The following is a 16,536-nucleotide window of genomic DNA, read 5'->3' on the forward strand; positions in this document are numbered from 1 at the left end:
CAGGTATCCCGATCCATCCGGAAAGGTTGCGCTTGCGCCACGCCGCGCGGGCGACGCTCTCTCGCGCCATTCGGCCGAGGTGGGCGGTCTGGAGACGAATGCCCTCAATTGGTTCGCTCTCCGGTGGACGAGGGGGCGGACGTTTGCAGGGGGATGCGCCGGCCGGCGCGACCTCACCACGCGTACGGTCCTTTGCCCGTTCCATCGCTCGTTCGGAAGATCGGAGTTGGCGGGCGACGCTCCGGCCGTGCTTCTCCCTCTGGCCTGAGGAGCGAGCCCTGAACCCCGCGATAGACGCCGCCCCTTCCCGAACCCCTTCCCATTGCCTACCTGACAGCGGAACACGGGCGCGCTAAGACGTCGGCTTTCCTTCGAGGCCGCGTGGCGCGGTCCCTAACGAGGCGCATTCGAATGACCGGAACCACGCGGTCGAGCGCGGGGCTCGACCCTCGGCGGCGGCGGCTTCTCTTTCGCGCATGGCATCGCGGCACGCGCGAGATGGACCTGCTGATGGGCCGCTTCGCCGATGCATTGCTGCCGGAAATGAGCGAGGAGGAGGTCGATGCCTTCGAGTTGCTGATCGAGATCGAGGATCCGGACCTGTTGGGCTGGGTCAATGCCGGCGTCGCCCCCGCGCCGTTCGACACGCCGATGTTCCAGCGCTTCTGCCGTTTCCACCTCTCCGGGGAAGGCCTTCCCGAAATATGACCAAAGCCCATTCCGCCCCGATCGATCGCAGCCTGATCAGCCATCTCGCTCCCGGCCGGACGGTCACTCTCGCCAATGTGCCGACCGGCATGCAGGGGCTGGTCATCGGCGACCTCGCCCGCGCGCTCGCTGCGAAGGACGACGCCGCCTGGCCGACGCTCACCGTGATCTGCCGCGACGCCGAGCGCATGGCCGAACTGGAGCGCGCGCTCGCCTTCTTCGCTCCCGAGGTCGAGCGACTGGCGCTGCCGGGGTGGGACTGCCTGCCCTATGACCGTTCCTCGCCGCATGCCGATATCGTCGCCCGCCGCATGACCACGCTCGCCCGGCTGGCGCGGGTGAAGGGGCGCGAGGGCGGCTCGGTGGTGCTCACCACCGTCGACGCGGCGCTGCAGCGCGTGCCGAAGCGGGCGCTGGTCGGCACGCAGTCCTTCTCGGCGGCGCCGGGCAATGCGCTCTCGCTCGATGAGGTGACCGGCTGGGCGGAAATCAACGGCTTCATCCGCACGCCCACCGTGCGCGACACCGGCGAATATGCGGTGCGCGGCGGCATCGTCGACCTGTTCCCGCCCGGCCTGCCGCTGCCGGTGCGGCTCGACTTCTTCGGCGACACGCTGGAATCGATCCGCTCCTTCGATCCCGAGACGCAGCGCACCGCCGCGCAGATGCGCTCGCTCGATCTCGTGCCGATGAGCGAGTTGCAGCTGACCACCGAGACGATGCGGCGCTTCCGCATGGCCTATGTGGCGCAGTTCGGCGCCGCCCAGCGCGGCGACATGCTCTATGAGGCGGTGAGCGAGGGACGGCGCTATCCCGGCATGGAGCACTGGCTGCCGCTGTTCCATGACGGGCTCGATACGCTGTTCGACTATCTCGGCGACAGCCCGGTGGTCATGGAGGCGCAGACCGGCGACGCCGCCGGTGAACGGCTCGCCCAGATCCGCGACTATTACGATGCGCGGCGGGAGAGCAACGAGCATCCGGGCCACGGCATGCTCGGCGGCGGGGCGCCTTACAAGCCGCTGCCGCCGAACGCGCTCTACCTCACCGAGGAGGAGTGGACGAGGCGGCGCGCCGAGGCGCCGGCCATCGCGCTCACCGCCTTCGCGGTACCGCCCTCCAAGGACGTGATCGACCTCGACGGCCGCCCGGCTCGCTCCTTCGCGCCCGAGCGTGCCGACCCGGAGGCCAATCTGTTCGAGGCCGCCGTCGGCTATCTGCGCGAGCTTTCGGCCAAGAAGCGCACCGTCGTCACCGCGTGGTCGGAAGGTTCGCTCGACCGCCTCACCACCGTGCTCGGCGATCACGGGCTGAAGGGCACGCAGCGGGTCGGCTCGCGCGACGCCGCCGAGAAGCTGGCCAAGGGGGCGCTCGGCGTCTCGGTGCTCGGCATCGAGAGCGGTTTCGAGACCGACACGCTGGCGGTGATCGGCGAGCAGGACATTCTCGGCGACCGCCTCGTGCGCCCCAAGCGCAAGGCGCGCCGGCCGCAGGACGTGATCTCCGAACTGTCGGCGCTGACCGCCGGCGATCTGGTGGTGCATGTCGACCACGGCATCGGCCGGTTCGTCGGCCTGAAGACCATCGAGGCGATGGGCGCGCCGCACGACTGCCTCGAGATCCACTATGCGGAAGGCTCCAAGCTGTTCCTGCCGGTGGAGAATCTCGAACTGCTGTCGCGCTACGGCTCGGAAGACACCGAGGCGCAGCTCGACCGGCTCGGCGGCGGCGGCTGGCAGGCGCGTAAGGCGAAGATGCGCTCGCGCATCCGCGAGATGGCGGCCGAGCTGATCAAGGTTGCGGCCGAGCGGCACCTCAAGGAAGCGCCGCGCCTCGTGCCGGCCGAGGGTGCCTATGACGAGTTCCGCGCCCGCTTCCCCTATGAGGAGACCGAGGACCAGGACGCCGCCATCGAGGCGGTGTTCGACGATCTCGGCTCCGGCCATCCGATGGACCGCCTCGTCTGTGGCGATGTCGGCTTCGGCAAGACGGAAGTGGCGCTGCGCGCCGCCTTCGCGGTGGCGCTGAACGGCAAGCAGGTGGCGATCGTCGTGCCGACCACGCTGCTGGCGCGCCAGCACTTCAAGACCTTCTCCGAGCGGTTCAAGGGGCTGCCCATCGTGGTGCGTCAGGCCTCGCGCCTGGTGCCCTCGAAGGAGCTCAGCGAGACCCGCAAGGGGCTGGCCGACGGCACGGTCGACATCGTGGTCGGCACCCATGCGCTGCTCGGCAAGGCCATCCATTTCAAGGATCTCGGCCTCGTCATCGTCGACGAGGAGCAGCATTTCGGCGTCGGCCACAAGGAGAAGCTGAAGCAGCTGCGCGCCGAGGTGCATGTGCTGACGCTGACCGCGACGCCGATTCCCCGCACGTTGCAGCTGGCGATGACCGGGGTGCGCGAGCTCTCCATCATCGCCTCGCCGCCGGTGGACCGGCTGGCGGTGCGCAGCTTCGTCACGCCGTTCGATCCGCTGATCGTGCGCGAGGCGCTGCTGCGCGAGCGTTATCGCGGCGGGCAGAGCTTCTATGTCTGCCCGCGCATCGAGGATCTCGGCGAGGTGAAGGCCTATCTCGACCAGAACGTGCCGGAGGTGAAGGTCACCGTCGCGCATGGCCAGATGGCGGCGACGCAGCTGGAAGAGATCATGTCCGCCTTCTATGACGGGCAGTTCGACGTGCTGCTGTCGACCACCATCGTCGAATCCGGCCTCGACGTGCCGAACGCCAACACGCTGATCATCCACCGTGCCGACATGTTCGGCCTCGCCCAGCTCTACCAGCTGCGCGGGCGGGTGGGGCGCTCGAAGACGCGCGCCTATGCGATCTTCACCCTGCCGGCCGAGAAGCAGATCACCCAGCAGGCGGAGAAGCGGCTCAAGGTGCTGCAATCGCTCGACACGCTGGGCGCCGGCTTCCAGCTCGCCAGCCACGACCTCGACATTCGCGGCGCCGGCAACCTCCTGGGCGACGAGCAGTCCGGCCACATCAAGGAGGTCGGCTACGAGCTCTACCAGGAGATGCTGGAGGACGCGATCGCCGCCCTCAAGGCCGGTATCACCGCGCCGGTGGCGGAGAAGTGGTCGCCGCAGATCTCCATCGGCGCGCCGGTGCTGATCCCGGAGGACTATGTCGCCGACCTGCATGTGCGGCTGAACCTCTATCGCCGCCTCGCCGACCTCGAGACCGAGGAGGAGATCGAGGAAGTCGGCACCGAGCTGGTCGACCGCTTCGGTCCGGCACCGGAAGAGGTGAAGCAGTTCCTCAAGCTGGTGGCCATCAAGGCGATGTGCCGGCGCGCCAATGTCGAGAAGGTCGACGCCGGCCCGCGCGGCGCGGTGCTGACCTTCCGCGAGAACCAGTTCCCCAATACGGCCGGGCTGGTCGCCTATCTCGGCAAGCCGCACGTCATCGCCAAGGTGCGGCCGGATCTCAAGGTGGTGTTCTCCGACGACTGGGCGAGCGCCAATGATCGGCTCAAGGGCGTCGGGGCGATCCTGAAGGAACTGGCGAAGATCGCCGGGAGCGCCGCCAAGGCGGCGTGAGCCGGGCGCACTGTCCGGGTCTCGTGCGCCGGCTCGCTGTGGCGGGCTCCGTCGCCGGAATGCCGTCGTGCCGAGCCGCGGGCGCTGACGAGCGGGCGGCTGGGCGAGCTTCCCCGTGGCCCGGCCATCGGCCGGGCACCTCGGGGGAGGGTGGTTCTGCGGAATGCAGGGATAGGCGCGGAGCCGAGGGCACGCCGAGAGAGGCGACCTCTCGGCGCGTCAGGTAGGGCGGCCTCGGCGAGGCCGTCGACTACGGATTGGAATCGTAGGCGCCGTCGCTATCGGGCAGGTCGTCGGCATCCACGTCACTGCCGATGCCGACGCCGATGCCGCCGAGCTCGTTGCCGCCAGCCTGGTTCATATAGTCCATCGACTTGTCGGAACCCGGACGATCCGGCATCGGGCCGGGATCGAGATAGTTCGGGTTGTTCAGCGGCGGGATGACGATCTCCTCGCCCTGCGCGCCCGGCCGCGCCTGCGGATGCACGGTAATGGACTGCTGGGCACCCGCAGGCCCCACGGCAAGGGTCGCGGCGGCGAGGCCGGCAGCAAGAAAAGCGGCGTAACGCATGGTCGAACTCCGAAGGACAGCCAATCTCCAACACCGCCCGCCCCTAAGGAGCCGTTTCCGCCCGGCCTGTCCAGCGTCCGGGCGTCGCTAGGTTAAGGAAATCGGCTTGTGTGGCCCGCGCGCCCGATCCCATGCCCTGCCGCAACGGTACGACGGTAGGCGTTGCATCAGCGTTTGCGCTCGCCCTGCCACCAGGTTTCCGCCAGCGTGCCGCGCAGCGACAGCGTCGCCGGCCGCTCGACATCGCGCCAGCGGGCGAGCCATTCGCCCGGCGTATAGAACAAAGGCAGCGAGAAGCGCGCCGAGATCAGCACCCGGTCGAGCGCGCGCACGGCGGTGACGAAATCCTCCCGCGAGCGGGCGGCGAGTAGCGCCTCGATCATCGCATCCGCTGCCGGGCTCCTCAGCCCCATGAAGTTGCGGGTGCCCGGCGTGTCGGCGGCGGCCGAGCCGAAATAGAACGCCTGCTCGTTGCCGGGCGACAGCGACTGGTCCCAGATATAGGGCACGATGTCGTAGTCATAGTTCATCTTGCGCGCCTCGAACTGGGCGCCGTCGACGAGGCGGATGCGCAGATCGATGCCGGCGCGCTTCAGCATGCGCTGCCAGGCCAGCGCGAGGCGTTCCTGGTCGTAGGTGCCGACCAGCACCTCGGGGGCGAGCGGGCGGGCATCGGCGGCGGCGACCAGCCGGCCATTGCGCAGCACGTAGCCGGCGGCCTCGAAATGCTCCAGCGCCGTCTTGAGCCGGGTGCGATCGCGGCCGGAGCCGTCGGAGGAGGGCGGCTGCCAGCTGCCATCCATCACCTCCGGCGACACGGCGTCGGGATAGGGGGCGAGGAGGGCGCGCTCGGCTGCGTCGGCGGGGCGGCCGCGCGCGGAGAGCTCGGAGCCGTCGAAGAAGCTGCCGCAGCGCCGGTAGAGGCCGAAATAGAGATTGGCGTTCGCCCATTCGGCGTCGAACAATTCGATCATGCCGGCGCGCAGGCGGGGATCGTCGAAGGGCTTGCGGCGCATGTTGAAGATCAGCGCCGAATAGGGCTTGGGCACCCGGGTGGCGATGTCCTCGCGCAGGATGCGCCCGTCGCGCACCGCCGGAATGTCGTAGCCCGAGCTCCAGCGGCCGGGATCGGTCTCGAAGCGGACATCGGTGAGGCCGCGCTTGAACGCCTCGAACAGGCCGTTCACGTCGCGATAATAGTCGTAGCGCAGCTCGGCGAAATTATAGAGGCCGCGATTGACCGGCAGCCCGTAGCCCCAATAGTCGGCGCGCCGCCGCAGCGTGACGCTCTCGCCCGGACGTACCGAGGCGACCTCGTAGGGGCCGGAGCCGAGCGGGGCGGTGAAGCTGGTCTGCTCGAACGTCCCGGCATCGGTGGCGTGGCGGGCGAGGATCGGCATAAGGCCGAGGATCAGCGGCAGCTCGCGGTCGGCGCCGGCGAAGTCGAAGCGCACCGAGCGTTCGCCGGTGGCCTGCGCGCGGGCGACCTTGCCGTAATAGCTGCGCAGATTGGGCCGGCCACGGGTCTTGAGGAGATCGAAAGAGAACAGCACGTCGTCGGCGGTCAGCGCGGTGCCGTCGGCGAATCGGGCGCGCTCGTCGATCTCGAAGGCGACGAAGGAGCGGGCGTCGTCGGTGGCGATCGCGCGGGCGAGCAGGCCGTAGACGGTGAAGGCCTCGTCGGGCGAGCGCGCCATCAGGCTCTCGACGAGGTTCCAGCGCACGAAGGGGGCCGGCGAGCCGCGTACGATGAACGGATTGAGGCTGTCGAAGGCGCCGACCGCGCCCAGCACCAGTCGTCCGCCGCGCGGCGCCGACGGATTGACGCTGGTATAGTGAGAAAAATCAGCGGGATAGAGCGGATCGCCATGCATGGCGAGGCCGTGGCGGGGCAGGGCTTGGCCATCGGAGGCGGCGGCTGCCATCGTTTCGGCAAGTGCGGGAGCGATGATGCCCGGCAGGCAGGCCGCCAGCGCCGCGCCCTTTGCGGCCACGAGGCCGTTGCGCAGGACGGCGCGACGGGTGATATCGGTCACGCTTGCTGTTTCCTTGCGACGGATTCGGATGGATCGGTCGCGCCACTGATAACAGAATGGACGCCGGCCGCGCCATGAGCCACTGTCTTGCCGCATTTGAACGGGAGACAGCCTCGTCTCCCTTAAGGCGCCAAGGCGTCCGTCGCCGTAGCCCAGCCGCCGTAGCTTCGCCGCGGTTCGCACGACAGGAACTTGATATGATCAGACGCTCGTTTTCCGCGCCGCAGTCGCGTCTGGCGCGAAAGTTCGCCGGAGCCGCCCTGCTGCTCGCCCTTGCCGGCACCGGCACGGCCATGGCCCAGACGGCGCAGAAGCCGGCGGCCAAGCCTGCCGCCCCGGCCGCCGCGCCCGCTCCGGCGCAGCAGCAGGGCCAGGCCGCCCCGCAGATCCCGGCGATCCCGATCCCGTGGGTGAAGCGCTGCGAGGACAATGCGCAGATCAACAAGAAGGTCTGCAACTACGAGCAGAGCATCATCACCGATACCGGGCAGTTCCTCGTCCGCTTCGGCATCTTCGAGGTGAAGGACGATCCGAAGAAGTTCTTCACCGTCTCCTTCCCGACCGGCGTGCTGCTGCGCCAGGGCTTCCGCGTGGCGCTGGCCAACGAGCAGCCGATCCTCGGCACCTACATCATGTGCGACGAGCGCACCTGCCGTGGCGACCTGCAGGTCGACGACGAGTTCATCGCCCGCATGAAGAAGGCCCCGGGCCTGACCATCCAGGCCGCCAATGCGGTCGGCCGGCTGATCAACTACCCGATCGGCCTCGGCGACTTCGCCAAGGTCTATGACGGCGGCGACACCGACCCGAAGGTGTTCGAGGAGCAGGTCAAGAAGATCCAGGACCAGGTGAAGACCCGCCAGGACCAGCTGAAGGCGCAGGCCTCGGCGCAGGAAGAGAAGACCAAGCAGGGCTTGGAGAAGCTCGGCGCCGAGAAGCTGAAGGGCGCGCAGCCGGCCCAGTGAGGCCGGCTCTCCCCTCGGGAGACGCGATACGCATGAAAATGCCCGGCCTCTCGCGAGCGCCGGGCATTTTTCATTTCCGAGGGTGGGCAGAAGACGGAAGCAGAAGGTCCCGGCGGAGACGGCGCTACTGCAGCCGGTCGCTCTTCACCCGCCAGCCGCCATCGCCATCGGCAGCGAGCATCTCCTCGACCTGCGGATGGCGCACCGGCTCGCCGGAGGTGTCCGGCTCGAGATTCTGCTCGGAGACATAGGCGACATATTCGGTGTCGGCGTTCTCGGCCAGCAGGTGGTAGAAGGGCTGGTCCTTGGACGGGCGCATATGCTCGGGGATCGATTCCCACCACTCGTCGGTGTTGGCGAATTCCGGGTCCACATCGAACACCACGCCGCGAAACGGGAAATGGCGGTGGCGGACCACCTGGCCAATCCGGTATTTGGCGATGCGTTCCTTCATATCCATAGTGTTCGCCTTTCCGCGCGGGTGAGCCCTAAGCGCCGGGTGCGATGATGTCAACTTTAGCAGTACTCACGCTTTGGATGAGGATGCTACCTTAGACCTAGTTACGCCCCCGACAGGCAAGCAACCCGCGTGCCGAGCGTGGCCGCGATTGACCGCGCCGTGGCGAGCCGATAGCCAACGGGCATGGCCGACGTCCTCGCACTTGCGCTTCCCTTCTTCGGTGTGATCTTCCTCGGCCTCGGCTGCGGCAAGATCGCGCGCATCCCGGAGAGCGGGCTCGCCTGGCTGAGCTTCTTCATCATCTATGTCGCCCTGCCGGCGCTGTTCTATTCGCTGGTGGCCCGCACGCCGTTCCACGAACTGGCCAATGGCCGCTTCATCCTGGTGACGACGCTGTGCTCGGCGAGTTGCTTCGCATTGTCGCTGGGCGTCGGCCTGTGGCTGCGCCGCAACCTGCCGGAGGCGACGATCGCGGCGGTGGTCGGCTCCTATTCCAATGTCGGCTATATGGGCCCCGGCCTGACGCTCGGCGCGCTGGGCGCGGCAGCCTCGGTGCCCACCGCGCTGATCTTCGTGTTCGACAGCCTGCTGTTCTTCACCGTGGTGCCGCTGTTGATGGCGCTGGGCGGGCGCGACAAGCGCTCGCTGCCCGCCACGCTCTGGTATGTGGTGCGGCGGGTGGCGACGCATCCGTTCAACGTCGCCACCTTTCTCGGCGTGCTCTCCGCCGCCATCGAGTTCCACCCGCCGGCGGCGATCGACCGCATGCTGGAATTCCTGAAGAACGCGGCGGCGCCCTGCGCGCTGTTCACCCTCGGCGTCTCGGTGGCGCTGCGACCGATGGGCAAGATCTCCGGCGAGGTGCCGTTCCTCATCGCCATCAAGCTGCTGCTCCACCCGGTGCTGGTATTCACCGTGCTGATGCTGGTGGGCGGCTTCTCGCCGGTCTGGGTGGCGACGGCGGTGCTGATGGCCGGGCTGCCGCCGGCGCTCAATGCCTTCATCATGGCCAAGCAGTACGAGACCTATGTCGAAGGCGCCTCCGGCGGGGTGCTGATCGGTACCGTAGTCTCGGTGGCGACCGTCACCGCGCTGCTCTATGCCGTGCAGCATGACATGCTGCCGCACAGCCTGAACTGACAGATCAGACAGTTAGGCGACGTTATTCGCGTCGGATGCGAGCTCTGCGGCCGGCGCCCGCATCAGACGCGGCACGTCGCGGCCGGGGCCGACGCCCTCGCGCATGGCGAGGCGGCGCAGCGTCGCCGAGCGGCCGAGCGCCCACAGGCCGAGCCCGCGCGCGCCCTGAATGGGCAGTAGCCCGGTCAGCAGCGAGCGGTTGAACAGGTCGACGGCGAGGCTGCGGCTGCCGACATCCGTGCGGCGGCGGCGCTCATAGGCGTCGGCGATGTCGCTGCCGGCCGGGTCGCGACCGGCGCGGCGGGCGTCGCCGGCGAGCTCGGCGAGGGTGGCGGCGTCGCGAATGCCGAGATTGAGCCCCTGCGCGCCGATGGGCGGCAGGATGTGCGCCGCCTCGCCCATGAGGAAGATCCGGCCGGCGGCGAAGCGCTCGGCGGTGCCGGCGACCAGCGGGAAGGCGCCGCGTGGGCCGTCGAGCCGCATCTTGCCGAGCAGCGAGTGGGCGCGACGCTCCATCTCGCGGGAGAAGGCGGCGTCGTCCAGCGCCGACAGCGCCTCGGCATCCTTCGGGGAGACGACGCAGACGATGCTGGCGCGGTTGCCCGGCAGCGGCACCAGGGTGAACGGCCCGGTCGGGGTGTGGAACTCGGTGGAGACGTCGCGATGCGGCCGGTCGTGCGACAGCGTCGCGGTCACCGCGACCTGCGGGTAATCGCGGATGTGCAGGCCGACGCCGGCGGCGGCACGGCAGGGCGAGTTCCGCCCGTCGGCGGCGGCGACCAGCGCGGCGGCGAGGGTGCGGCCGTCATCGAGGACGAGGCGGGCGGCGTCCGCCTCGTCGGTGACCGTGACGACGCTGGCCTCGACGCGGGTGATTCGCGGCGCGGCGGCGATGGTGGCCTCCAGCGCCTGCAGCAGCGCCTCGTTCTCGACGTTCCAGGCGAAAGCGGGCAGGCCGAGTTCTCCGGCCTCGAAGCTCACCTCCGGGGCGCGCCACAGCCGGCCGGTGTCGTCGACGAGGCGCATGACCCGCAGCGGCGAGACCTTCTGCGACGCCCCGCGCCCCTGGAGGCGCGGCCACACGCCGAGCGCCTCGAGCGCATGCACTGAGCCGTCCATCAGCGCGGTGGCGCGGGCGTCGCGCCGGCGCGGCGGGCCGACCAGCGTCACGGCGAAGCCCTCGGCGGCGAAGGCGAGGGCGGCGATCATTCCGGCCGCGCCGGCGCCGACCACGGCCACGTCGATGGCGGCCAGCGCGGGGCTTGGCGACGCGGAAGCGGGGTGCGGCTCCATGGGGGCCTCCATCTTGTGTTGTGCGGGGCTACAAGGCCGGGCATGAGTGTGGGATAAGCGAGGGCAACGCGGTCTGTCCATGCGGATCGCTACGGGCGTGATATATGCGCGACGTCGACGATGAAGAAGCCGGCCGGTCTCGCGTCGCGGCCTTGGGAGAGAAACCAGTGGCGGTATCCGTCAAACCGTTCGCGGAAAAGCCGACGCGTCAGCAGACGCTGGCCTTCGCCGTCCATGTGTTCACCGCCACCGGCGCGGTGCTCGGCCTGCTGGCGCTGATCGCCGCGGTCGAGGGCAACTGGGCGCTGATGTTCGCCTGGCTCGGGGCGGCGCTGTTCGTCGACGGCATCGACGGCTCGATGGCCCGCAAGGTGCGGGTGGTGGAAGTGCTGCCGCGCTGGTCGGGCGAGACGCTCGACCTCGTGGTCGACTACCTCACCTATGTGCTGGTGCCGGCCTTTGCGGTGGCGACCGGCGGGCTGATGCCGGCCTGGCTGGCGGTGCCGGCCAGCGCGGCGATCCTGCTCACCAGCGCGCTGTATTTCGCCGACACCAACATGAAGACCGAGGACAAGTATTTCCAGGGCTTCCCGGCGGTGTGGAACCTCGTGGTGTTCTACTTCTTCCTGTTGCCGATGAACGGCTATGTGGTGGCGGCGATCATCGCCTTCCTCGCGGCGGGGACCTTCCTGCCGATCAAGTTCGTGCACCCGTTCCGGGTGGTGCGCGCGCGGCTGCTGACCATCGGGCTGCTGGCGCTCTGGGCGGTGCTGGCGGTGACGGCGGTGGTGGAGAAGCTCGCCCCGCCGATCTGGGTCGATGTCGGCCTGTGCCTCGTCGCCCTGTATTTCCTGCTGTTCGGGCTGGTGCCCTCGCGGCGCCGCTCGGCCTGAGCGCCGGTCTTCCCCATCCCTGTTTCGGAGTGCGTTCCATGGTCCTGGCAGTGCGCGTGCATGAGGTCGGCGGTCCCGAGGTGCTGAAGCTCGAGGAGATCGAGCTCAAGGCGCCGGGGCCGGGCGAAGTGCGGGTGCGGCACACCGCCATCGGGCTGAACTTCATCGACACCTATTTCCGCACCGGCCTCTATCCGGCGGCGGGCGGGCTGCCCTTCATCCCCGGCAACGAGGCAGCGGGGGTGATCGAGGCGGTGGGCGAGGGCGTCACCGGCTTCAAGCGCGGCGACCGCGTCGCCTATGGCACCGCCTTTGGCGCCTATTGCACCGAGCGGGTGATGCCGACCACGACGCTGGTGAAGCTGCCCGACGGCATCGCCGACGAGACCGCCGCCGCCATGATGCTGAAGGGCATGACCGCCCGCTATCTGCTGCGCCAGACCTACCCGGTGAAGGCCGGCGACGTGGTGCTGGTGCAGGCGGCCGCCGGCGGCGTCGGGCAGATCCTCTGCCAGTGGGCGAACCATCTCGGCGCCACGGTGATCGGCACCGCCGGCTCGCCGGAGAAATGCGCCGTCGCGCGCGAGGCCGGCGCCGCCTACGCCATCGACTACTCCAAGGAGGATTTCGCGGCGCGGGTGAAGGAGATCACCGAGGGCGCGCTGTGCGACGTGGTCTATGACGGCGTCGGCCAGGCGACCTATCCCGCCTCGCTGGACTGCCTGCGGCCGCGCGGCATGTGGGTGAGCTTCGGCAACGCGTCCGGCGCCATCCAGAACTTCTCGCTGCTGCTACTGTCGCAGAAGGGCTCGCTCTATGCGACGCGCCCGACGCTGTTCACCCATGTGGCGACCCGCGAGGCGCTGGACGCCAATGCCGCCGACCTGTTCGACGTGGTGTCGAAGGGGGCGGTGAAGATCCCGGTGAACCAGCGCTACCGGCTCGCCGACGCCGCCGAGGCGCATCGCGAGCTGGAAGGGCGCAAGACCACCGGCTCAAGCGTGCTGATTCCCTGAGGCATTGTCCGATCGGCATCGAGGGAGCGTTCGTCGGCCGGCGATGGCCGACCGATGCCTGTTGGCTGATGCGGCGCCGGGAAGATACGAAATTGCCGTGAATTGCATCAAGTCGGCGGGGCGCCCGGCCAGACTTTGGGCTTGCCCCGCCTAACCGGCATGCGATGCTTGTTTAAAGTGCATCTGTCGTGGAATCCGGATGAGACATCGCTGCCCGCTCCGACCGGTTCCGACAGCAAGGCTTGTGCGCACGCCACTGGAGCGTGCCTGCCTCTGGAGGGCGCGCCATGGCTGATGTCGTGCCGTCCGATCCATCGACATTGGAGCCGCCGCCGGCGCTCCTGGAGGCGATCGGGCTGACCAAGCGCTTTGGCGCGCTGGTGGCGAACGATCACGTCAGCCTCGCCATACGTGCCGGCGAGACGCATGCGCTGCTCGGCGAGAACGGCGCCGGCAAGTCGACGCTGGTGAAGATGATGTGCGGCCTGCTGCAGGCCGATTCCGGCGAACTGCGCTTCGAGGGCGCACCGGTTTCCTTCCCCGATCCGGCAGCGTCGCGGGCGCGCGGCATCGGCGTGGTGTTCCAGCATTTCGCGCTGTTCGACGCGCTGACCGTGGTGGAGAACGTCGCGCTCGGCCTGCCGCGCCATGAAGGCCTGGCGGCGCTCGCCGCCCGCATCGAGGCCTGCGTGCATCGCTACGGCCTTCAGGTGGAGCCCTATCGGCGAGTCGGCGAACTCTCGGTGGGCGAGCGCCAGCGGGTGGAGATCGTGCGCTGCCTGCTCGGCGACCCGCGGGTGCTGATCCTCGACGAGCCGACCTCGGTGCTCACCCCGGACGAATCGGAAAGCCTGTTCCGCACCGTCGACCTGCTCACCGCCGAGGGGCGGGCGGTGCTGTTCATCTCCCACAAGCTCGACGAGGTGCGCCGCCTGTGCCAGCGCGCCACCGTGCTGCGCGGCGGCAAGTTCATCGCCGAGGTCGATCCGCGCCGCGAGAGCGCCGCCAGCCTCGCCCGGTTGATGGTCGGCGCCGAGGTGCCGCGCACGCCGCGCATCGTGACGCACGAGCTCGGCGAGCCGCGCCTGCTGGTGAAGAACCTCAACCTCAAGGGCGACGGCTCGCGCGGTTCGGCGCTTATCGACATCAATCTGGAGATCCGCGCCGGCGAGATCATCGGCATTGCCGGGGTGGCCGGCAACGGCCAGACCGCGCTGTTCGAGGCGCTGTCCGGCGAGCGGCTGGGCGGCGATGCCGAGGCCATCGTCATCGACCGCACCCCGGCCGGCGCGCTCGGGCCGACCGAGCGACGGGCGCTCCGGGCCGGCTTCGTGCCGGAGGAGCGGCTTGGCCACGCGGCGGCGCCGGACATGCGGCTGTCCGACAATGTGCTGCTCACCACCCATGGCGACGGGCGCAATGTGCGGCACGGCGTGATCAGCCATTCGGTGCTGCACGCGATGTTCGGCGAGATCGTCAAGCGCTTCGACGTGCGGTTCGGCGGGCGCGACCCGAAGGCGCGCCGGCTGTCCGGCGGCAATTTGCAGAAATTCGTCATCGGCCGCGAGGTGCTGCGCGAGCCGGTGCTGCTCATCGTCGACCAGCCGACCTGGGGCGTCGATGCGGCGGCGGCGAGTTTCATCCGCACCACGCTGCGGGCCAAGGCGGCGGAAGGCTGCGCGGTGCTGGTGATCAGCCAGGACCTCGACGAACTGCTGGAGTTCACCGACCGCATCGCGGTGATGTGCGAGGGGCGGCTCACCGCGCCGGTGCCGGTGGAGGAAACCTCGCGCGAGGCGATCGGCCTTGCCATGGGCGGCGCGGAGACGGCCTCCGCGCAGGGGGATGCCGATGCCGCTTAAGCTGGAGAGACAGGAAAACGTGCCGCTCGCCGGGCTGATCGCCGCGCCATTCGTGGCGCTGGCGGTGACGCTGGTGGTCGGCGCGGTGATGTTCCTCGCCATGGGGCAGGACCCCGTCGAGGCGTTCCGCATCTATTTCATCGATCCGCTGGGCGACCCCTATACCTTACAGGAACTGGTGGTGAAGTCCTGCCCGCTGCTGCTGATCGGCGTCGGGCTGGCCTTCTGCTACCGCGCCAATCGCTGGAACATCGGCGCCGAGGGGCAATATGTCGTCGGCGCGGTGTTCGGCTCCTGGCTCGCTTTGGCGACGCACGGCACCGAGGCCGGACCGTGGGTGCTGCCGGCGATGCTGGTGCTCGGCGCGGTCGGCGGCGCCGCCTACGGGCTGATCCCCGCCTTCCTGCGGGTGCGCTTCGGCGCGAGCGAGATCCTCACCTCGCTGATGCTGGTCTATGTCGCCCAGCTGGGGCTCGACTATCTGGTACGCGGCCCGTGGCGCGACCCGGCCGGCTTCAACTTTCCCCAGAGCGTGACCTTCGATGCGGTGGCGACCGTGCCGCTGCTGTTCGAGGAGGGGCGCATGCATGCCGGCATCGTCATCGCGCTCGTGGTGGTGGTGGTGGCGACCTTCGTGCTGGGGCGCACGCTGGTCGGCTTCTCCATTGAGCTCGGCGGCTCGGCGCCGCGGGCGGCGGCGTTCGCCGGCTTCGACGAGCGGCGCGTGACCTATGGCGTGTTCGCGGTCTCGGGCGGGCTGGCCGGGCTCGCCGGCATCATCGAGGTGGCCGGCCCGATCGGCAACCTGCAGCCGTCGATCTCGCCGGGCTACGGCTTCACCGCCATCATCGCCGCCATGCTGGGGCGGCTGCATCCGGTCGGGATCCTGGTGTCGAGCTTCATACTGGCGCTGACCTATATCGGCGGCGAGGCGGCGCAGATCTCCCTGCGCATGCCGTTCGACGTCACCCGGGTGTTCCAGGGCACGCTGCTCATCGCCATCCTGGCGGCGGACGTGCTGGTGCGCTACCGCATCCGGCGGGTGGAGGGGGTGCGCCATGCTTGACACGGTGATGATCGGCGCGGTGCTGGCGAGCGTGGTGGCGGCGGCGACCACGCTCCTGATCGCCTCGCTCGGCGAGCTGGTGGCGGAGCGGGCGGGCACGCTCAATCTCGGCGTCGAGGGCATGATGATCATCGGCGCGGCGGTCGGCTACGCCACCGCTTATTCCTCCGGCAGCCTGCTGCTCGGCACGCTGGCGGCGGTGCTGGCGGGGATGGCGCTGTCGCTGGTGTTCGCGACGCTGACCATCTGGCTGGCGGCGAACCAGGTGGCATCCGGCCTCGCCACCACCATTCTCGGCCTCGGCCTCGCCGGGCTCATCGGCGCGTCCTTCGTCGGCACCCGGCTCGACGCCGCGCCGGCGCTCGACATTCCCGGCCTTTCCGACCTGCCGATCCTCGGCAAGGTGGCGTTCGGGCAGGATGCCTTCGTCTACGCCTCGGTGGGGCTGCTGGTGCTGGTGACCTGGGGGCTCGCCCGCACCCGTATCGGGCTCATTCTCCGCGCGGTCGGCGAGAGCCATGCCGCCGCCCATGCGCTCGGCCATCCCGTGCGCAAGATCCGCACGCTGGCGGTGATGTTCGGCGGTGCCTGCGCCGGCCTCGCCGGGGCGCATCTGTCGCTTGCCTATACGCCGTTCTGGGCCAGCGATATGACCGCCGGTCGCGGCTGGATCGCGCTGGCGCTGGTGGTGTTCTCCGCCTGGAAGCCGCTCTGGCTATTGGCCGGCGCCTATCTGTTCGGCGCGGTGTCCATCCTGCAGCTGCATGTCCAGGGCTTCGGCCTTGGCATTCCCTCGCAGTTGCTGTCCTCGCTGCCCTATCTGGCGACGGTGGGGGCGCTGGTGCTGATCTCGGCGATGAAGCGGGGGCAGGGTGCCCCGGCCTCGCTCGGCGTCCCCTTCGTGCCGGACCGCTGAGCGGCGGCGCAGTATCCGGCCGCGCAGGCGGCCGTGTGTCCCCGCGGCGGCGGCCCCGGTGGGATGCG

The 16,536-nt window shown here is 69.4% G+C and carries 13 protein-coding genes; 9 read left to right on the forward strand and 4 right to left on the reverse strand.

Annotation, left to right across the window (positions count from 1 at the left end):
* The first annotated feature begins 411 nt into the window (after positions 1-411).
* Together KHC28_RS02935 and mfd are read left to right on the forward strand one after the other, a co-directional pair.
* Positions 412-708 carry an FAD assembly factor SdhE gene (locus KHC28_RS02935; protein WP_214006830.1) on the forward strand — a complete coding sequence of 99 codons (297 nt, stop codon included), beginning with the start codon at positions 412-414 and terminating at the stop codon, positions 706-708.
* Complete coding sequence (gene mfd / locus KHC28_RS02940) at positions 705-4,250, forward strand: transcription-repair coupling factor (protein ID WP_214006831.1); 3,546 nt, start codon at positions 705-707, stop codon at positions 4,248-4,250. Before KHC28_RS02935 ends, mfd begins: the two co-directional genes overlap by 4 nt.
* Before the next feature lie 250 nt (positions 4,251-4,500).
* Here the strand turns inward: mfd and KHC28_RS02945 are convergent, their stop codons facing one another.
* Together KHC28_RS02945 and KHC28_RS02950 are read right to left on the reverse strand one after the other, a co-directional pair.
* Positions 4,501-4,821 carry a hypothetical protein gene (locus tag KHC28_RS02945; protein ID WP_214006832.1) on the reverse strand — a complete coding sequence of 107 codons (321 nt, stop codon included), beginning with the start codon at positions 4,819-4,821 and terminating at the stop codon, positions 4,501-4,503.
* A 167-nt stretch (positions 4,822-4,988) separates the two neighbouring features.
* Positions 4,989-6,695 carry an extracellular solute-binding protein gene (locus KHC28_RS02950; protein WP_214006934.1) on the reverse strand — a complete coding sequence of 569 codons (1,707 nt, stop codon included), beginning with the start codon at positions 6,693-6,695 and terminating at the stop codon, positions 4,989-4,991.
* Positions 6,696-7,054: 359 nt separating this feature from the next.
* Here KHC28_RS02950 and KHC28_RS02955 point away from each other — a divergent pair, with 359 nt between their 5' ends.
* Positions 7,055-7,822, forward strand: a complete 768-nt coding sequence (locus tag KHC28_RS02955; protein WP_214006833.1) for an invasion associated locus B family protein — start codon at positions 7,055-7,057, stop codon at positions 7,820-7,822.
* A gap of 124 nt (positions 7,823-7,946) precedes the next feature.
* On the opposite strand, the gene hspQ is transcribed toward KHC28_RS02955, so the two are convergent.
* A complete protein-coding gene (gene hspQ, locus KHC28_RS02960) occupies positions 7,947-8,276 on the reverse strand; it encodes a heat shock protein HspQ (RefSeq protein WP_213351762.1) in 330 nt (109 codons plus the stop codon).
* Between the two features lie 189 nt (positions 8,277-8,465).
* On the opposite strand from hspQ, the gene KHC28_RS02965 reads away from it, so the two are divergent.
* Entirely contained in the window at positions 8,466-9,422 is a 957-nt protein-coding gene (locus tag KHC28_RS02965; protein ID WP_214006834.1) for an AEC family transporter, read from the forward strand.
* Between the two features lie 12 nt (positions 9,423-9,434).
* Here KHC28_RS02965 and KHC28_RS02970 read toward each other — a convergent pair whose 3' ends face one another.
* Positions 9,435-10,715, reverse strand: coding sequence for a UbiH/UbiF family hydroxylase (locus KHC28_RS02970; protein WP_246564178.1), 1,281 nt, complete (start codon positions 10,713-10,715; stop codon positions 9,435-9,437).
* 167 nt (positions 10,716-10,882) lie between these two features.
* Between KHC28_RS02970 and KHC28_RS02975 the strand changes: the two genes are divergently transcribed.
* The 5 genes from KHC28_RS02975 to KHC28_RS02995 all read left to right on the forward strand — a co-directional run bounded on the left by KHC28_RS02975 (position 10,883) and on the right by KHC28_RS02995 (position 16,468).
* The gene (locus KHC28_RS02975; RefSeq protein ID WP_214006836.1) at positions 10,883-11,608 is read left to right on the forward strand and encodes a CDP-alcohol phosphatidyltransferase family protein; all 726 of its coding nucleotides are present in this window, start codon (positions 10,883-10,885) and stop codon (positions 11,606-11,608) included.
* 38 nt (positions 11,609-11,646) lie between these two features.
* Entirely contained in the window at positions 11,647-12,624 is a 978-nt protein-coding gene (locus KHC28_RS02980) for a quinone oxidoreductase family protein (protein WP_214006837.1), read from the forward strand.
* 287 nt (positions 12,625-12,911) lie between these two features.
* Positions 12,912-14,486, forward strand: a complete 1,575-nt coding sequence (locus tag KHC28_RS02985) for an ABC transporter ATP-binding protein (RefSeq protein WP_214006838.1) — start codon at positions 12,912-12,914, stop codon at positions 14,484-14,486.
* Positions 14,476-15,552, forward strand: coding sequence for an ABC transporter permease (locus KHC28_RS02990; protein WP_214006839.1), 1,077 nt, complete (start codon positions 14,476-14,478; stop codon positions 15,550-15,552). The genes KHC28_RS02985 and KHC28_RS02990 overlap by 11 nt, the downstream gene beginning before the upstream one ends.
* Positions 15,545-16,468, forward strand: coding sequence for an ABC transporter permease (locus KHC28_RS02995; RefSeq protein WP_214006840.1), 924 nt, complete (start codon positions 15,545-15,547; stop codon positions 16,466-16,468). Before KHC28_RS02990 ends, KHC28_RS02995 begins: the two co-directional genes overlap by 8 nt.
* The last annotated feature ends 68 nt before the right edge of the window (positions 16,469-16,536 follow it).

The organism is Ancylobacter sonchi (assembly GCF_018390695.1).
Taxonomy (GTDB): domain Bacteria; phylum Pseudomonadota; class Alphaproteobacteria; order Rhizobiales; family Xanthobacteraceae; genus Ancylobacter; species Ancylobacter sonchi.